Origin of the sequence: Paenibacillus roseus (assembly GCF_016424485.1) — a bacterium.
GTDB lineage: Bacteria > Bacillota > Bacilli > Paenibacillales > Paenibacillaceae > Paenibacillus_D > Paenibacillus_D roseus.
This window is the reverse complement of the sequence record NZ_JAELUP010000003.1, coordinates 48,575-67,422: the sequence shown is the minus strand read 5'-3', so window position 1 is coordinate 67,422 and position 18,848 is coordinate 48,575. Positions and strand designations below refer to the sequence as shown.

General features: G+C 44.5%; 13 protein-coding genes. 1 reads left to right on the top strand and 12 read right to left on the bottom strand.

The annotated features are described in order from the left end of the window. Positions 1–67: 67 nt before the first annotated feature. The 11 genes from JFN88_RS01185 to JFN88_RS01135 form a co-directional block, all read right to left on the bottom strand. The gene (locus JFN88_RS01185; protein WP_199017462.1) at positions 68–1,147 is read right to left on the bottom strand and encodes a hypothetical protein; all 1,080 of its coding nucleotides are present in this window, start codon (positions 1,145–1,147) and stop codon (positions 68–70) included. 461 nt (positions 1,148–1,608) lie between these two features. Further along, complete coding sequence (locus JFN88_RS01180; RefSeq protein WP_199017461.1) at positions 1,609–3,957, bottom strand: hypothetical protein; 2,349 nt, start codon at positions 3,955–3,957, stop codon at positions 1,609–1,611. Next, a complete protein-coding gene (locus JFN88_RS01175) occupies positions 3,954–4,370 on the bottom strand; it encodes a hypothetical protein (RefSeq protein WP_199017460.1) in 417 nt (138 codons plus the stop codon). Before JFN88_RS01175 ends, JFN88_RS01180 begins: the two co-directional genes overlap by 4 nt. Continuing rightward, complete coding sequence (locus JFN88_RS01170) at positions 4,367–5,923, bottom strand: RAMP superfamily CRISPR-associated protein (RefSeq protein ID WP_199017459.1); 1,557 nt, start codon at positions 5,921–5,923, stop codon at positions 4,367–4,369. The genes JFN88_RS01175 and JFN88_RS01170 overlap by 4 nt, the downstream gene beginning before the upstream one ends. Next, positions 5,920–7,554: a hypothetical protein gene (locus tag JFN88_RS01165; protein ID WP_199017458.1), complete on the bottom strand. Its 1,635-nt coding sequence runs from the start codon at positions 7,552–7,554 to the stop codon at positions 5,920–5,922. The genes JFN88_RS01170 and JFN88_RS01165 overlap by 4 nt, the downstream gene beginning before the upstream one ends. Next, positions 7,523–8,350 (bottom strand): hypothetical protein, encoded by an 828-nt coding sequence (locus JFN88_RS01160; protein ID WP_199017457.1) that lies wholly within the window; start codon positions 8,348–8,350, stop codon positions 7,523–7,525. Before JFN88_RS01160 ends, JFN88_RS01165 begins: the two co-directional genes overlap by 32 nt. Further along, positions 8,334–9,974, bottom strand: coding sequence for a Cas10/Cmr2 second palm domain-containing protein (locus JFN88_RS01155; protein WP_199017456.1), 1,641 nt, complete (start codon positions 9,972–9,974; stop codon positions 8,334–8,336). The genes JFN88_RS01160 and JFN88_RS01155 overlap by 17 nt, the downstream gene beginning before the upstream one ends. After that, positions 9,974–11,077 (bottom strand): DUF6602 domain-containing protein, encoded by a 1,104-nt coding sequence (locus JFN88_RS01150; protein WP_233167316.1) that lies wholly within the window; start codon positions 11,075–11,077, stop codon positions 9,974–9,976. Before JFN88_RS01150 ends, JFN88_RS01155 begins: the two co-directional genes overlap by 1 nt. Before the next feature lie 33 nt (positions 11,078–11,110). Next, positions 11,111–12,016, bottom strand: coding sequence for a CRISPR system precrRNA processing endoribonuclease RAMP protein Cas6 (cas6, locus tag JFN88_RS01145; protein WP_199017455.1), 906 nt, complete (start codon positions 12,014–12,016; stop codon positions 11,111–11,113). Between the two features lie 845 nt (positions 12,017–12,861). Continuing rightward, positions 12,862–14,166 carry a sensor histidine kinase gene (locus tag JFN88_RS01140; RefSeq protein ID WP_199017454.1) on the bottom strand — a complete coding sequence of 435 codons (1,305 nt, stop codon included), beginning with the start codon at positions 14,164–14,166 and terminating at the stop codon, positions 12,862–12,864. After that, positions 14,163–14,864: a response regulator transcription factor gene (locus JFN88_RS01135; RefSeq protein ID WP_199017453.1), complete on the bottom strand. Its 702-nt coding sequence runs from the start codon at positions 14,862–14,864 to the stop codon at positions 14,163–14,165. The genes JFN88_RS01140 and JFN88_RS01135 overlap by 4 nt, the downstream gene beginning before the upstream one ends. A gap of 221 nt (positions 14,865–15,085) precedes the next feature. Between JFN88_RS01135 and JFN88_RS01130 the strand changes: the two genes are divergently transcribed. Then, positions 15,086–15,379: a hypothetical protein gene (locus tag JFN88_RS01130; protein WP_199017452.1), complete on the top strand. Its 294-nt coding sequence runs from the start codon at positions 15,086–15,088 to the stop codon at positions 15,377–15,379. A 250-nt stretch (positions 15,380–15,629) separates the two neighbouring features. On the opposite strand, the gene JFN88_RS01125 is transcribed toward JFN88_RS01130, so the two are convergent. Next, positions 15,630–18,692, bottom strand: coding sequence for an alpha-mannosidase (locus JFN88_RS01125; protein ID WP_199017451.1), 3,063 nt, complete (start codon positions 18,690–18,692; stop codon positions 15,630–15,632). Positions 18,693–18,848 lie beyond the last annotated feature (156 nt).

Below are 18,848 nucleotides of genomic sequence, written 5' to 3'. Positions count from 1 at the left end.
GTTGACTCGTCATACGGGCGGATCAAGGGGGACATCCCCCTTGCCATATTTTTTCCCTATTCCACCCTTATGTTACAACTTGCTGCCCCAGATACTTGTCCGTTTGAACAGTACGAGTCAATTCCTCAATTAACTGGGCGATCAGCGGTTTTTCAATCTCAGCAATCGTGTCCAGCCGGTTATTGATTCTCGCTGCATCAAACTCCCTTTTTACTTGCATTTTCAACACAAACTGCCTCAGCCCGAGCACATCCTGCTCCAATTCGCGGAACGCCTGAATAGTACTCGTTGTCTCAGACAAGTAGCCCAGGCGAGTCAAATATTCTACACGGCTTGTCATTATTTTTTTGTGTTCCCATAGCGTATTCAGCGAAATAACAGGGTAACGGAAAGCAGGGTCCTGAGGTGTAATCGCTGCCATTTGTATGTTGTTAAATTTCATAAGCTGGTAAATGGAAGTTCCGTAGTCGTACAAGTCCATGTTGAGATGAAGCTTTACGATTTCCGAGGAGGAGCGGGAATAGTAGTAGTCCGTCAGTTCTTGAACAATAACGCCGATATCGGGGGCATACATGTGGCAGCGGTATTTGAAGTCATCGTCAGGCTTCCAGATCAGGAAGATATCTTCATTCCAAAAACCTGTCTCCAGGTCATGAGTAGCCAGCTGCATTTCTTCAAAGGTTACTTTCTTAATTGCGTACTGCTCCTTATCATCATATAAAAGAACGGTGTAATAATCATTGTAAATATCTGCGCCAAAGACCAGGATCTCCTGAACTTGGCTGAATTGTTTATAAGCAAGAGTTTGGGGGATAAAGTATTTATCGACGTTTATGAAAATGTATTTTCCATTCTTCAAAGAATTCAAAATGAAGTTGTGCATATCAACATCCAGTTGCTTTAAGGTAGGAATCTTAATCATTTCGTAATCGATAATTGCTTTATAGTAATGTGGGGTGTCACACTTCACAAATCTCAGTTCATTATCAATGTTATCCAGAACATCTAACTTGTTGCATTGCAGGTTAATAAAATGACTGTAAAGCCAAGGCTCGTAATTGTCGAAGGTGGTAATGATGGAGAGCATGAATGCATAATGCATGCGTCCTTTAATAATGGGTGAGTGGTTAACAGGTAATTGAATCATACTATCCCTCCTGTTTGGTGTGGAATCATGTTCTTTTGTTTACTTCTGTGATTTGCTCCTTTCTGCACAGCGAATTTCGGATAAATTTTACAGGACTTATATTTATTCTCTTAAGTTCGATATTTTCCTCCCGAACATTTGTTCCTTTTTGAATGATTGACTGCAAAAAAATTGTCTTCCAATATTTTACTACCCTCTTTTCATTATACAGAAACCTGTTGCTACGATGAAGGCGGGAAATTTTATATACATGGAACGGGAAATACCGGACATCATAAATGTCCGGTTGCCTGTAGTCTATATATCAGTTGAACAAATGAATGTCAGGCGAGACCTGCGTGTGAAAGGTTCTTCCGACCGCTGTTGTTCCCGGATTTCTTGAATGACGATTTCAGAAGAAGAAATCCAGGAACAAATGCGAGCGCTTCGCTTCTACAGAATCCTTTCACACTCTGGCTTACTTATCCGCCATCCTTATCGCTGTTTGGTTTCTTGGACTTGAGATAACTGGTCTTGGGATAACCCACTTGTTTACTTCCTACCTTATATTTTTCCAGCATAGGGCCAATATCTTTAATTGTTGACCAATTAATATGCGTAGCTTTATTATCAAAGCTGGTTTCTTGCTTGCTGCATATATACTTGTCCATACGGTCGGTTTTAAACAGCGTACCCCCACCTAACTTCTGAATGCAAGCATCAATATAGCTCGAGATTTGCTGTACAGCATCCGCATCCTCGTCAGGCTTTGTAATCAGAGAAACAAAGTCATTTCCCTGTTTTTCAAGCTTGATGCTTTCAATGCTTATTCGCACCTTGCCATAACCATAAGGCTTGGCTCCCCCTATTAATTCATAAGCATTCTTAATGTCATTCTGATGTCTCTTCACATCATCCTTGTATTCCTCTGAGTCTAGCAACCTTTTCATATCAAGCCCTAGGATCAATAAACCTAGTTCACTAGGGAACAAATTGGAAAAATAGATTTTCCCTTGTAAGCGCACGCCTTCAGGGCGTACAATCTGTCTTGCAGACTCTATATTTTTTGTCTTTTTTTCAGGCTGATACTCTACAATTTTAGGAAGTATATGATAATATTTGTATCCGTTTAGTTTTGGCCGGGGTGATTCTTCTTTCTTATCTTTATTGTCCTCTACTTCCTTTTCATACTTCGCTCTTCTATCATTCTTGGGCTGCAAATACATCCCTGCCGCGGTTGCGGAGGGGCTTGCCAGCAGAAATGTTCTGGTTTTTACATCAAGTTCTCCTTTCGTGCTAACAATATCAATCGGGCTGAAGCGAAGCCTCGATTTGTAAGCCGATGCATTCACATCCTTGTTTTCCCCTTGGCTAACATATCCAAACATGGCTCTCGCATAGTCAATATTGGATGAATTCGAATCCTTTAATAATTCGCTAAGCTGATGATCATAAGCTACCTTGAAATAGGGGGTTCGCCCAATAAATAGCCCCTGATCCTTTTCACAACGTTCCTGTTCCTGGTAAAACACGATAATCTCTTTGTTTTTGCCTCCTGGCATTTTGCATTTCGACAGCTTGTCATACTTATCGAATATATTGTAAAAATCATCCTCAGTATGTTGTTCCTTCAATAATTGATTGTATTTCCATACAACATTCGATGGAACCTCAATTTCTTTGTCATCATTCGGATTGTTAATCAAATAATGGGAGCGTTTGGAGACTGCATTTGCAGAATTAAACAAATAGCCTGTCTCCCCTAACTCCTCCCCTTTTGTTCCTATAGAGACAAGACTTCCAGCTTCTGTCCGGGAGAAGGATACCGGTTCTTCGTAAGGCTTAAAGTCTTTATTGGATTTCAAGAAGGAATAGTAGATATCAATTCTGGCCTTATACCCCCACCTTTCGGCGCTTTTGCTTATTAATTCCGAAAAATCACTTTTATATCTCACTACTTTATTTAGTTTTTCTGTCAATTTCCTCTTGAGAATTTCAATTTCCTCTATTGCTTTTGATTCATCGTATGGCTGATTTTTTAAATCGGACTTTAGTTTCTTGACATCACTTTTGTTTAAATTAAAGTGTCTCAAAAAAACGTCAGACATTCTCTCGACTGTATCGCTATCCAGTTTATCTCTGAGATTAAATCGAAGAACCTTAATTTGCTCGGTTAATTGGCCGATTTTTTTTTGCAGCTTCTCCATCTCCTGTTGATAGCCTGTATGAGCGCTGGCTCCCCAATTATAAAGTTGATTATTCTTATCTAATAACCCAGGGCTGTTGTATATAAGCCAGTGTTCCTTTACTGAAATGAAGTTTTTATTGCCGATAGGTTTCGCCGGGATAATATAAAATGTCTGATCCCTCTTCATCAGATATCCTGCATGAACATTCTCTTCAATTTTACCTTTGCTTTTTTCATTCTCAGACAAGAGGATCTGCCGATATCTACCGCTCGCAATATCCCGATATACCATTTCAGAGCGGTCTATAAACTCCGGGTAACTGGCGCTTAAAATTTCAACATTGGATCTCACTTTCCCCCTGAGCTGGCTCCCACTCAAGAAGAAGCTCCCATCTGCCCTTGTTCTCATCTCCAAAGCCAGCTCACCGTGCGGTTGGATGGTATATGAAATCGTTCCGCTCAATCGCCGGCCCCCATGACCCTCATCGTGTTTGGGCACATTTTGTACGGTATACGGATAAAGATATTTATCCGAAGAGTTGTCATCCTGAGAGCTGCTAGCGCCCGGAAAGGGAATAAAATCATAGGGGAGCGTTAAAGGAATCGGCCTATCTTTTGGAAAGTTCTTCTTCGGGTAGTTCATCGACTCTTCTCCTTCCAATTCTGGTATTCCAATGCAAACAAAACAGTCTTCTTCACATACGCCAGATTATCCTCGTAATCGAGATACTCCTTGACAACTAGTGTGTTGTACAATCTCGATTTATTATCCTCTATTTGATAAGACCGCTCAATAACTCTATTGTATGAGTCATCTGATGCTACAGGATTATGAATCAAAGGCTCGTACGCCCGGAAAAGGTTGTTGTCCTGAACAACATATACCTCCTGTTCCTTGTTAAAAAAGTGAGCTTCGATAACCATGCCTTTATCTATAGCAACTTCGAGCAGCGAATATTCGGAGTCTGTATTATTCCCTACCAGCACACGATCCAGCAAATGTGCAATGTAATAAAAGGATTCCATATTCAAATCCGTTAGATGAAATGGCTTCATAGATCTCCCTCACCTTCTCTCAATAGATCGATCCGGCATTCAAGCCATGTTTTGAAATGGTTGTAGCTGCTCTCCAGCCATACGAGGCTGTCTGTGTCCAACGCATTGGTATTATTCAGTTCACAGCTCCATCCATTGCCTGAAACAACGGTGTTATCGCCCATAAACTGCCCCAGGCCGATGACCGTTCTTCCACCTACGGGAATTTTTCCTGATCCGATTTTACGGAGTACATAGATGATTGGAAATAAATACGGGGTTTGTTCTTGCGGATTTGTATCTGTCCGTAATTTAATATTCCACTTCGCTTCGCCTTGAATCTCATTCTGATGCTTGAGAGCGGCGGCAAGCACCCCACCGGTGAGTCGATCTATTTTGTTATAAATCGGCAATGTGGACTTTACTTCTTCTAAAACTTTCTGTGCTTTCCTGAGAGGCCGATTAATCTCTACAGGGAAAGCATTAGCTTTTGCAAGTCTCATATCCTCCACAATCAGCTTGCCGGTCTGTTCTTTGCTGCCGAACATCTCTGCGCAGATGTTATCAACCTTCATTTGAATGTCAGCACTCTGATTGTCTGCCAGCATTCGCAGCAGCAATAATCGAACTTCATTGCGAAGCAATCCCTTCATACTAGTAGCGGGAATAAAGTATTCACTACTGTTGTGTAATAATCCCGTCACTTTTGCAGTTGTTTGCTGGTTAGAACCGGAGGAACCCTTCATATCCTTTCTGGCTGTGTCATCTGTAAAAGATTGATATACACCATAAGGAAAGCTTCCTGCCAACGAAAATACGATCTGGTTATCTATGTTGTTTGCTGTTTTGTCTACTGGTTTCGCCCATTCATCAGCATCGAGCTTTTCTTTACCGGTGTGATGCTCAGGATGTGTAAAAATAAAATCATCAAGCGATTCGAGATCATCAAATTTGAATATATTCCGTTCCAGAGTCAGCACTTCAAATTGTCCAAATCCCGTGCTCTTTTTCCCGCCAAAGGTCAACTTCCCGGAATGAATACCTGTCACCCATTTTCGGATCAAAGATTGAATTGCATCGGTATCCAGCAACCCGTTGTGTAAAGGTTCAACATCACATTCGATTCGGAATGAAAGCGTGAATCCCGACTCCAGATAATCGAACTTATATTTATGATGATTTAGCGCAGTTCCGTATCCGGGATCAACCGCGGTTCCATCCTTTCTCACAATGCCATGAGAAGCAGTACCAGAAGCACTTTCAATGATGCCGTCGCTAATATAAAGTCGGCTTTCTACAAATTCGCCAGATCGAATGTCGGAATGAGAATGGCCCGGTTCATTGTCTGTAGACTCCCTCTTATCATGCTCTAATACACCACCCATGAAATTGAGAATGGCATGTTCTGATTCGCCAATTTGCCTCAAATAAGCTCTAAGGGCACCGCCTATGCTGTTGCCTGTAATGAATGGCTTACCCGAAGCATTTTTGAGCAATTCTTCAGATTTTCTGCCTCCAAAATATGCGGCTGATTTCGCAGTAAGCTTCAAGTAATAAATATGCTTCTCATTCATGGTGTTTTCCTCCTTGAGCAGATATGCAGCCCTTCAATGAGAAGCTCGGCTATAAATGTCTTTTGGACATCCGGCTTTTCTATATCATCATAGTACAACTGCCCACTCCGGCTTCCCAACATATGTCTGGCGTATGATGAAAGCGGTCCCTCACTATTGCCTCCCGTATCTCCTGCTAAATAGTGGACAATTTCCTTAAAACCACAGCCGGCGATGGAGCATTTCAGCTTATCACTCTCATAGTCTCTATCAAGAAGACGGGTAATCAATTCGGCTTTCGGATCAAGAAGCCACCGGTTTACAATATCCTTCATATTCTGATAATGATGAACTTTGAGATTAGGAGAAAGGGTGAAGCCTGATTGCGGTTGCTGACTTTGGAAAGAGCGGTCACATAGTAGATGGAGCCATCTTGTTTTAGAGCTTTTTAATCCATCACGAATGATTGACATAACTTTCTTAGCATCGCCTTTCAACAGTGAAGGACAGCTATCATTTCCCTTCTCCGACGGAAACTCTGCAACAGGCGCATAGGTTTCAGCACGCTGCTTTATCATGGAGAACTGATTCGGGTACGCAATATTAATTCCCAACCAGCCAAATCCATCCCGGGTCCGAAAACCGGACAGACTTTGCTCCAATTTGTTCACTGCGTTCTCCAATTCCTGTTGTGCAAGATGCTCTTGCAGCTTATACACAAGGACAGAGCCCGCTTTTAACGTCGTTTCTTTCGGATATCTCGCTTGCCATTTGGCATTATACCCTTCGCTCAGACCTGTTTGCACAAATTGCTGAACGAGTTGGGCTTTAATCCCGCAAGTTCTGTACAATTCCTGCTCAGGGATGTAATTTACCGGTTGTCCGTACTCATTACGGAACAAACAATCGGACAAGCAGGTTATCATTACATATTCACTGTCACCCAATACAGAAGTGTTAAACCCCAACCTTTCTTTAGCTTCGCTATAAACTGTTGTGGCATCCCCAATCTTCTCTACATAACTCAATCCGTAACCGGAGCCTTTAGAGCCGCCGAGGTAACAATCACGCAGCTGCTGCAAAGTGCTATTAACCGATGCTGCCACATCGTCTTCATAGGCAATAATTGCACGGAATGTCTGACCGGGTACAATGGCCTGGTAGCTAAATAAATTCTCTTTTTCCTTTTGGTCGAAATTGAGGCTCTTGCTATGATGAAGAGTATACGCTTTTGCAACATGAATGCCATGAAGCCCCTCTTGCTGGATCGCTACAAAGCGAAACTCCGGTGAATTTTTAAACTCAGGATTCTGTTCTTCAATCAGATTGGTCAGCTTCAATGCCGGATGGAGATTCGGATTAATTTTTGCTTTCCGCCACTCATGCTTGTTTACCCTCAAATGCTGTGGAACGGGGAAATAAAGGCTACCCCGCTGATACGGATAGGCATTATAGCAGGACATGCCTTGTAACACCGGAGCCAAGGAAGCTTCATCACAAATGCCAAGCCGCAGCATAGCACTAATCATGGCTCCCCTTATGGTGGAACCCGGAATATAATCTTTACATGGCTCAGTAGGACCTGATTTGCTGCCGCCTGCTCCGATCTTTAACGGCTCTTTATTTATGATTTGCACGACTTGATAATTCATCCCACTCTATCCCTCCTTGCATTGTTGATGATTCCTTCATTCGATAGAACTTCGTTTCCACTTCACCCCGTCCACGATGAATATGACTTCCAATTCTTTTTAAGGCATAAACGATCCGGGTCAAATCTTCTACCAATTCATCAGACACACTGCCATGCAGACTAATCGGGGCATAAAAGAGGAGACCTTCCTTCACGGTATGACAACTGGTGAACATTTTGTCCTTGACGATTCCATCCTCTAATTGAATGCCAACCCGGATATTCGTTTGTGCCTCAATTAAATCATGTCTGGTCAAATAGGAATAATAATTAGTGGGATCCTCACCATGACCTTGTTCCGAAATCAGCTTGCGGATATCGCTTCGCACCGCTTCCGGCAGCTCCAGATGCCCTAGCCTCATCACACCTTGACCAGGAAGCGCCTGCAATTTACGATTACCCTTCAATAGCTCTGAAATATAATCGGTCAGTGATTTTACATTACCGTTATCGATGTCCTTGTACTCTTTATGCAATTTTTGAAGCTCCCATATATTAATGCCAAACAATTCGGCAATGGAGTAAAGAAATCGTTTTGCACGCGCACCATCTATAAGGCTGTATTGTTTCAGGAGCCAGAATGCCTGATGCTTCATCTGGCCCTTGAGTGTTTTGGCATGTAAGTAGACACATCCATATGGGTCCGCCAGCACTTTGGATTGCACCAGATTAGGCTCCTTCTCCCCGCTGCTAAAAACCGCCTCACTTAACAGACGGACTTGCAATCGAAATCGATGATCAGTCTGTATCATCATCGGCCTCTCCTTCCGTCCACATAAAATCCATGGCCTCAAGTATGTCATTCAGAATATACGTGTAGCGTTTGGAATTTCCTTGGGTGGTTACAATCGCAGCATGTTCCAGACCCGCGTTCGCAGCGATAAGGCTTCCATTTTCCTGATCGGTCAGTTCTTCGGTGACAATATGATGTATTTTTTCCCCAATCTCCATTTGGTTTGTTTCAAACAGCAGCTTGTAGCTAACCCACCCGCCGTACATCACGTTCTTCATCTGTTCCAGAAACGAAGAACGATCCGGCAGTTTATGAATTCGACTGACCATGCGCTCAAAGGATTGGTAGCTGAATACATGCTGATCGTAAGCTTTCTCCTGATCGACACGCAATGGCATAATATGATAGGTTTCCTCATCGCGCCCATGCCGGATATCTTCATCGTAAGCCGTCTCACTCATGACCTGCCCTTCTACAATCTTCCATTGAATGAAAGATGCATCTGCAGCGTGCTCCCCCTTTTGCCATAACGCCTCTTTGGCTTTGTGACACAACGACTCTGCGGCTTTCACAGCTTCGTAAAACGGATACGTCACTTTTACAATAGTTACGCCTGCACATGCTTTTAGAGAAACTTTGCTTCCAATCAGATCCAGAAGTATTTGCTGATGAACCGCTTGCTCTGAAATTAGCTGAATGTTTTCCACAATTCGCGCGGCAATCTGAATCGCATACTCGGCTTCTACAATGAGACAAATATCGTCGCCTGCAAGCACAACGGGTGTAACGAGAAGATGTGAGCGACCATCTGCTTCGTCCTTACCCTGACATTTGCGCTGACCAAAGTCTCTAAGCGTCTGGGCCACCGCTTCAAGATAAATCGTTTCGATTTCATGGCTAAAAATCCGAAGCTGCCCAAAGGATTCAAGTTTGCTTACCATCTCTCCCATTTTATTTCCGTCAATAGCAACAATACCGATATAGCTTTTCCCGTCATCCTGCTTCTTGTAATCCTGTAATTCAAGTGTAATTTTGACCGGATATCCTTCGAATTGCCTCTCTAGTCGGCTTGCAAGAAGACGTCTGGCTATCTGGATATTCTGACCGCTGGGGTTCTTAGTCGGTACAGCTTTAGCTTTGCCTGCCTCGTCAACCTTCTCAATCCCATATGTCCAACGCCTGAATTGACTTCTCCGACTGTCTTTCAGCTTATCTGATAGTTGAATCAGTTGACTGCGCACAGTTTTCATCCCGTCTTGATTGGGCTCAGCCTTGGTTTCGCCAGAATTATACACACTTATGTACAACTCCAACTCCGGATAAAACTCAAGAACTTTAGCCGAAAATCCTCTTACAAACGAATGGGCTTCGCTCTTATTACTGAATAGGATAATACTATTCCCGCCGCCGCTAAATTGAAATTCATATTTCTCTGAATAATAGTTCTCCAAATATGTCGTCAACGTAACCGGAAAGCGACTCATCATTTCGGAGAGTTCTTTATCCTTCTCAGATTCAATAATTGCCTTTGTATCTTCTGTCATAACTTTGATCACACAAGAATGAAGCAAGTTCTCACTCAATTTATTATGCCGGTAGATATATTCCTGTTTTCGTGAAACATCAATATAGACATATGTACTCATTATTGCTCTCCTTTCTGATTGCTCTTGTTACAATGCTTATTCTGTTTAGTTGATTTTTCAAGCTCAGCTTGCTTAATTGCTTTCTTGATGTCCCTGTTGAAAGCAACTGCATAAGCAAAATGCGGGAACAACATCGGGTTATTCAGCAGCATCAGCAATTGGTTCAACTGAAGATTAAGTGTCAATAACGGATTTCCATCAACCTTTAAATCGCTTAATTTCTTTGTCATCCTCAATTGATCATTGAAATGCAATTCCTTATGTTTCTTATTGAGCTTTGCGGCTTCTTCCTTTCTGTGTTTAGCCTTTTCGTCATCTGTCATCTTCCTGTTGTTCTTCTGTTCAATTTGCTGACAGTTGTCTACATGCTGTAATGAGAGAAGAGGATCTTCCTTTTTTGTGACATCAGCAAGACCTTCGTTTAAATATTCTCCCCACCATCCGATTGACTGATCTTCATAGTTGACTTTGACCTCAAACATCGGGTCATTCCCTTGCTTATCCAATATGACAAAATCAAAAATCTCTCCCAAATCCTTCATGATATTATTCTCTGTTGACTCATGGACATATTTTTTCAACGTAGCTAATATTGTGATCGGTCGGGTTCTTGTCTGGCTACCGTTTGTAAGCCCTACGACATACCCTTGTACCATCCGGGCTATTCCAGTTCGACACGGTTTTAAATCTTTGATTCTCTTATCCCACTCTTTCAGAGCTTTTGGATCATAACCGGTGCTTTTACATTCAATGACAACAGCTACCGCTTCTATCGGAATAAATTTAAGCGTATTATATTGAAAAATATAAGGTGTGTACGTCTCGTCATAAACCGCAATATCGACCTCTTTGGAAATCTTCCCTTCGGAATCAATGATCAAGACTCCTTGAGCAAGTGAATATTTGCGTGGAATGATGCTGCGGAAAAACTTCATCCACATTTCTTCGCGAAAGTTGCCGGTAAGCCCTTGGTGCTTTGAGGCCATATACATTTCGTTTCGCATCATTTGATTCATATGGCTATAATTTTTATGAATGTCGTCAAAAAGCAAGTTCTTGTTCTCATCCGTAGGCCCCAATGGCTCATTCCCCTGATCGTTCATTAATATCCCCCTAGTTTATCTGCTAAAAATCATCTACTGGTCATAACTAACCTGATAGTTTCCAAATCCTATCGTCGCATTTTTACCGACATGCAATAGTTCTCCCGCAGCCAGAAGTTGCGAAAAAGGTGTCAAATCACCTTCATATCTTGCCCAGCCGATAATCGCCGGGAGATCAAGCTTGCCGCCGCGTGTCATGGAGTAACGCGAGAAATCAACTGGTCTCCAACTCTCTGCGACTGCCTGTATACGACGCGCGTCAGCCATCATCGCTTCCTCATCCCACTGAAGCTGATATCCTGTATACGCATGGGATAATAAAGCAATGCGCCTGCTAAGAGACTGAATTAAATCTGCAAAAGAAAGTTGATGACGAAGTTGTCTGCTTACCAGTATTCGTACAGGACTTTCAAAACGTATAACCGCTGAACGTCCCCGTCTTTCGGGGAAACTCATAGGCCGAGGCTGGCAGTTTCGCATCCACAGCTTCCCGCTATTCCAAATGAGCGTATTCTGAACAGGGTTAGTAATTTGCTGCAATTCAAAGGGCAAACGCGAGGCTCCCCATCCCCGTGATTGCATTTCTTGTAACGCATCAATAAATAAACCCGCCTGTTCACTGGACTTACCAATTAATGTGATATCAAACTGGCAAGTGTCCATCGGATTCCAATCTGCTTTATCACGTGTTAAAGCTCTTAATACGTAAGGGTTGACGGCTCCCGCTTCATTCCCTGGCGAACAAAAATTTTGTGCATACGCACAATCAGCAGAAATTGTGCATAAGTGACATTTCACTTCAGGATGAGGACAAACAAAACTCCGAATGCAGTGCCCCAGTACCCCTCGAATTGTCGAGCCTAAATATGGGGGCAATCTTCCCTTGCCTGTTGCGGCAAATGTCGCACGCAACGTTATCGTATTCATATGGTCAAACATAAATCAACACCTCACTTCATTGAGAAAATATCTTTATGCGCCCAGCCAAATTTCAACAACAATTTACAATCTGTGATCTATTCAAGGGTATAATCCATATAATTGTAGGTATATTGTACCATATGAAAAGATACTTTTGGAATATTCTCCAATGCCCTCCAGACAACTTTAATTTCAATAAGGATTAGATTGAATATTCACATTGTTTTCATCTTATCGTCAATCCATATAAAACTTATATTTACACCCAGTTCCATAATTACCCGAGGCTCTCAATTCAATAAAAAACAACGCACCCATCCAGTTAAGGAATGGGTGCGTTTAGCACCTTACTTTTTAAGTCTACAGAGACTTGGACAGTTCAATTATGCGGCTTTACACTAAATATATAAATAACGGCAACTCGAATTACTGATTTACAGCAATCATAGCAAAATTCCAATTGACTACTGCTTTATCAGCTTTTTGAGTGAATAACTTCTTCTTAATGTTAGCCGTAAATAAAATGGAAACCTTTTGGCATGATTTTCGTCTTATAGTTGGACTCTCGAAAGCTTTCACTTGAAACACCTAAATCGATTATTTTTAAAACTACTTGCTTTTTCAACTTGTATTGGCATCTAGCTCGCCTCAAGCACTCTCTATTCATCATCCGATTCCCGTAGTAAGCAGATATTATGAGAGTTGTCTTAAGCGCTATGAAGAAGTGATTTACGGAATTCACAAAGGTATAGGTACTTCTGGATCAACAACATATGAGATATATGGAATGGAGTTATTAACCAATCTTATCCAGCCCAGGCGAAAGCGAAAGAAATTACAATGATTGAATAGTTTTATTCCATCTAAAATTGCTTCATTACAACAAAACGCGCCCCTCCAAGCTCTGACTTTTCATAGGCAAGCTTGGCTTGCATGCTTTCTGCTATCCGGCGGCATATAGAGAGTCCGAGGCCAGTCTGGCCTGACTCGCCTTTGAAATAACGGTCGAAAATTCGTTCCTGTAATTCAGCCGGAACTCCGTCCCCGTCATCCTCCACAGCAAGAAACCATTGCTCATCCGTTGAACCGAATGATACATGCACCTCAGCTGCCGCATAACGGATCGCATTTTGCAGCAAATTGATCAGCAGCTCGAACAGTTGCTCCGGGGGAGCCATAATGCGGGTCTCCTGCGCTGTCCATGTAATTTGAACCCCGTGCTTCATTGCATTCGTAGACAATAGGTCGCTAGCCTGAAGCACCATTTCTTTTAAGTCAATCCATTGCTCCTCTTGCAGCAGATCCGGATTTTCCAGGCGGGTCAGTTGCATGAGCCGGTCGACCATGCGAATTAAGCGGTAAGATTCCTCGGTTATAATGGCAAGTCCCTTTTCCTGCGTCACCACTTGATCTTTAATCGCATTCGCGTACCCCTGAATCGACATCAATGGCGTTCGAAGCTCATGAGATACTGTCTGCAAGAAATCTATCTGGTTGGCATGATGATTGCGAATCCGGCCAGACATCGATTGCAGGGTATCCACCAATTCGTCGATTTCCGCCGCTCCTGCCTGGGATACTTTAAGAACGCCGCGATCAGGATCATAAAGGTTGACGGCCTCCTTGAGCTTCTTGATCGGAGATGTAATTTTCCAAACGAGCAGAAAACCGATCACATATAAAATTAGACTGCTAACGGCTATAGAGGCCGCAACAAGGCGAATAGACTCCGCAAACATGCGGTTCAGGAGCTTTTCAGGAGTGAACAGAACGACCGTGTACCCGTCCATTTTTTCCGAGACATACATGACTTTGTTGCCTTCGAGCAAGCTGGTTCCATGCTTTTCTGTCTGTTGAAGCGCCGGCGGCTTCCCCACAAACCGCTCATTGCTGGCCGCGACGACCAAACCTTGCGAATCCACGATATAGAAGCGGGCATTGAACTCATGATGCTTGAACCGCAGTCTCAGATCGTCCGGCTCCAGGTCCATAAGTGAACCGCCCTCCAAAATATCTATCGCTTTATCCAGTTGCAGCAGCAGCTGGCTTTCCGTCTGATCAATAAGCATCCGGTATGTAATATGGGAATAAAAGCCGACCGTTACGATCACGGTACACACCATGACCAGCATCAGGGACCACAATATGCGCGCTCTGATCGTTCTCAAGATAGATTCACCGTAGCTTTATAGCCGTAGCCCCATACGGTTTCAATACTGAAGCCTGCCGCAGAGTTCAGGATTTTTTTCCGAAGCCGCTTGACCAGTTCATCCACGACCCGGGTGTCCCCCAGGAAATCATAATCCCAGACCTGCTGAATGACCTGCTCGCGGCTGTATGGGCGATTGGGATTTTTAGCAAAATGAAGCAGCAGCTCGAATTCCCGGAAGGTTAGCGCCAACTCCGGGCCATCTTCAACCTGAACTTTCCGATACTGTTCCGATATGAGCAAATTGCCCGCTTTAATATTCGGGACTGTCGCTTCTGCTCGCGGGTTCTGATAATATTCAACCAGCCGCATCATGGATCTGACTCTGCCAACCAATTCACGGGGATGAAATGGTTTGCCCAGAAAATCATTGCAACCCAGCTCAAGCCCCATGATCCGATCAAGCTGTTCCCCTCTTGCCGAAACCATAATAATCGGGAGCTCGCTGAAGCTGCGAATGGAAGTCAACAGTTGCAAACCATTCACACCAGGCATCACAATATCGAGGATCAGACAGTCCGGAGGGTCCCGTCTGATTCGCTCGACCAGCCCGTCGCCGTTGCCCAATTCCTGAACCTCATGCCCGTCTTTCTTCAAATATTCCGATATCAACTGGCGAATATTCTGATCGTCATCGATAACAAGGATACGCGACACGCCGATCCCTCCTCACCATTCTCCCGGAATACGGGCCATTTCCCTTAGATTACTACTCCCCAAGTAAAAAAGAAAGACGGGACGAGGATCGTCCCGTCTTGAATATTGAAAATCAATCACGTTAAGTATGATATTACTTTTTGGTGTCCGTCCCTGTTTTTTTAGCAGGATCAGCTTGCTTTTTTACAGGGGCGGCCGGTTTTTTAGGGGATGTTTTATGTTTGACATGCTTAATCGCTTTCCCAGACTTCCCGGAAGGCTTGGTTGCCGATTTTGTTGTAGCCGAAAGCTTCGCTGACTTAACCGGACCTGTTGCTCCTTTAGAAGGCGTCACTTTAACATTTGATGTTGTATTCGTAGTACTCACGGCTGGCTTTACCGCTTTCGAAGGCGTAGTACCGGTGGCTGCGAAGGCACTGCCCGCACCTGTAATCAGCAGAGCCGAGGAAACAATGGCAACCAATGCTTTTTTTGAGTTTAACATCTTCAACATCTCCTTTGTGTTTTGGAATTAATTTCATCTTACTTGAGAGTTGTGTTAGTTCTATAAAACAAATATGAGAAAAGTAAGAGAAATGGAGATAAAAGGAAGGTTGCGAGAACATTATCATCCAGGGAGGGACATAGCCGGATATTAACAATGAATAAATGAACAAGGCAAAAAGCAGTGACGCAGACCAGGAACAAACGTCCCGGACTTGCCACTGCTTTGATTGTGTGATCGCGGCAACACGATAAGACGGGAAAGGGAAAGAACAGCTATATCTATTTTTTCAGCGAGAATCGGAGCGTTCGAATTTCAAATGGCTTGAACCCAAGTTGCACCTTGCCGTCCAGTTTATCAATACGATCCCGTTTATTTTCCATCAAATCAGTCAGCCAGACCTCTGATACCGGAAGTGATGTGTGAACGGCCGCAGATGCCTTCGCACCTGCCGTCTCGTACAGCCGGACAATAATATCCCCGTTGTCCTCCGCTTTCTTGATGGCCTCAATCATGATATGAGGATGATCAAGACTGAACGCAGGCGGTACGGATTCCTGGGCAGATACTTCTGCAGGTACTTCAGCATCACGTCTGATATCAACTGTTCGCAGCGGAACGTTCAGCTCGTAACCGCGCTTGTAGACTTCAGCCTGTACATGGTCTCCCGCATGAGGATACAGCGAATACGTAAATTCATGCTCGGCGCGATCGGCTTCAGGATCGGGGTAATTCGGGCTGCGCAGCAAATTCAGATCCAGTACATGGCCTTCTGCACGATGTCCGTATTTGCAATCATTGAGCAGCGCAACACCATAATCCGGCTCAGATAGATCGATCCAGTGATGGGCGCAAATTTCATCCTTCGCATAGTCCCACATCGTATTGCGGTGTGTCGGACGCTTCAAATAGCCGAACTGAATTTCACAGGCTGCGGCATCCGTGCGAATATCAACCGGGAACGAGGTACGAAGCATTTTCTCCGATTCTCGCCAGTCCGCTTTTGTCACAAAGTCGATTCTTCGGCTGCCCTGCGTCAGCACCACCTTCTGAACAAGAGTAGATTGGCCATACCGATAAACATGCACGACTCCGGTTTGCGGTCCGTCCTGGAAGAACGTTGCTTCCACCAGCCCCGGCTTGGCGCCCGTCATTTGTCTGTAATCATGCCGGAAATCCCAGGCGTCGCCTTGGTCATTGTAGATTCGCAGATCGTTGGCAAATTCACCCTTTGCTACAATCTCGCGCCGTAGCTCTTTATCGTAGATGGAGCGTATCGTTCCATCCTCCGCAAATGCGACTGTGAGCAAGTCGTTGTCCAAATGCCGGACAGATGAAGACTCAGGCGAGGCAGCACTTGAGTCATATACGGATGAAGGCAGTACAGAGATCACGCTATTCCCCATGGCGGGTACGCGCACATGAAGCCATTGTCCCTCTTCCGTTCTATGCCATTCGTTTCGTTCCCACGGCAATGAATTGAACACAGCAATCTGATTGCCCGAATCATCCTTCTTGACAGTCATCCGGGAGGCAAGCGCATCGTACCGCTGTGCAATCAACTGTTCTACTCTGTTCAGCAGAATCTCGTATCGCTCCAGTGATTCATCATAGACTCGCTTGATGGACGAGCCAGGCAAAATATCATGGAACTGATAGAGCAGCACTTCCTTCCAGATTTCCTCCAGGTCCTCTGTCGGATAAGGAAGAACAAACCGGTCATCCCCGGCTGCCGGGGTGGCCGCAAGAACAGCCGCATACTCCAGTTCACGCAGCGCCTTCTCCAATTTGCGGTTGTAACGCTTGCTGCGCGCCTGACTCGTCAGTGTCCCCTGGTGCTTCTCCAGATAAAGCTCTCCCCGCCATGACGGATAACGATCCGCATCTTCACTGAGCTTTTCAAAAAAGACATGGGACGGCTCCTGAACAACCGGACTTAGGCCAAGCAGATTTTTTTCCCGCGAAAGGCGCTCCAGATGTTCCTCTCCCGGTCCGCCCCCGCCGTCACCAATCCCGAATAGCATGAGGGCGTGTTCGGAAATATTTTTATCCAGATAATCTGTCTCCAGCTTGATAATCGACCGTGGTGCGGCAGGGCTGTTGTAGGTATCCTCAGGCGGCATATGGGTCAGTACCCGTGAACCGTCAATTCCTTCCCACATAAACGTATGATGCGGATGCTTGTTGTACATGCTCCAGGACAGCTTCTGGGTCATCATATAATCGACGCCGGACAGCTTCAAAATCTGCGGCAGACTGGCCGAATAACCGAACACATCCGGCATCCACAGCGATTTCATCTCCATGCCGAATTCTTGTTGAAAAAAACGTTTGCCATACAAAACCTGTCTGACAAGCGCTTCGCCCCCGGGCACATTCGTATCCGACTCTACCCACATCGCCCCTTGAGGTTCCCAGCGTCCTTCACGGATTCGTTCCTTCACCCTGTCATATAACTTGGGATAATGCTGCTTCATCCAATCATATAACTGCGGCTGGCTGGCGCCGAATATATAGTCCGGGTAGCGCTCCATCATGCGGAGTGCGGTCGAGAACGTCCGGGCGCCCTTGCGGATTGTCTCCCGGATCGGCCATAGCCATGCGAGATCAATATGCGCGTGACCGATTGCACTGACCGTAAGCACAGGATCGCCGCCTTTCATGGCAAGCTGCTTGCCTAATGTCTGCCGTGCTTCCGCAACAGACTGTGCACCCAATTCATGAAGAGACAGCGTGACATCATACAGCGTCTTGAAAATCCGCGACTTGCGCGCGCTTCCATCCGGCAGCTTCTCGGCAGTTTCCAGTAGCACTTCAAAATCGTAGTAGAGCTGCCGCACCTCTTCCCGACAAATCGCAATTACTGCTTCCTTCAACGTGCCGCTGCGATAGCGCCCGAACAAATCGTTGCAGCCCGCATCTCCCCAAAGGTCTATGGTTTCCTCGCCATTCGAACAGTCGCTTATATGAACAACACGTTTGCCAGGAAGTCCAAGCGAATAGTCGAACTCGGAATTAATATTGGTCAAGCCCTGCACGGGTGAGCCTTCTTCATCCACAAGACATAGTTCCCCGTTCACGTCGATCAGCAGCACCACCTTTTCGCCGCTTCCTGCCGCGGGCACCTTGCCGCTAAAATGGAACCAGGCGCAATCCCATAAATCTCCCCATCTGTCCCCCGGCTTTAATTCCAGACGAATGCCGGATTCACGCCCGGCATAAGCTACCGGTTCACTTGTAACCCATGCCGTAACCTTCATTTCGTCGATCGGTTGATAAACATGCTGCTCCATATTCTTTAAAAAAGCTCTTAACATCTCCGGCTTCACGGTTTCGTATGGCATCGCTAGTCCTCTTCTCCTATTTCAAAATCATATTGCCAATAAATTATTGCGTCGAAACCAATTTAATATAATATATATAACAATTCAATATAAAACCTGTAAATAATACATATTAAATATAATATATATTTCATCCTTTGGCAGGCAAATGCTCCG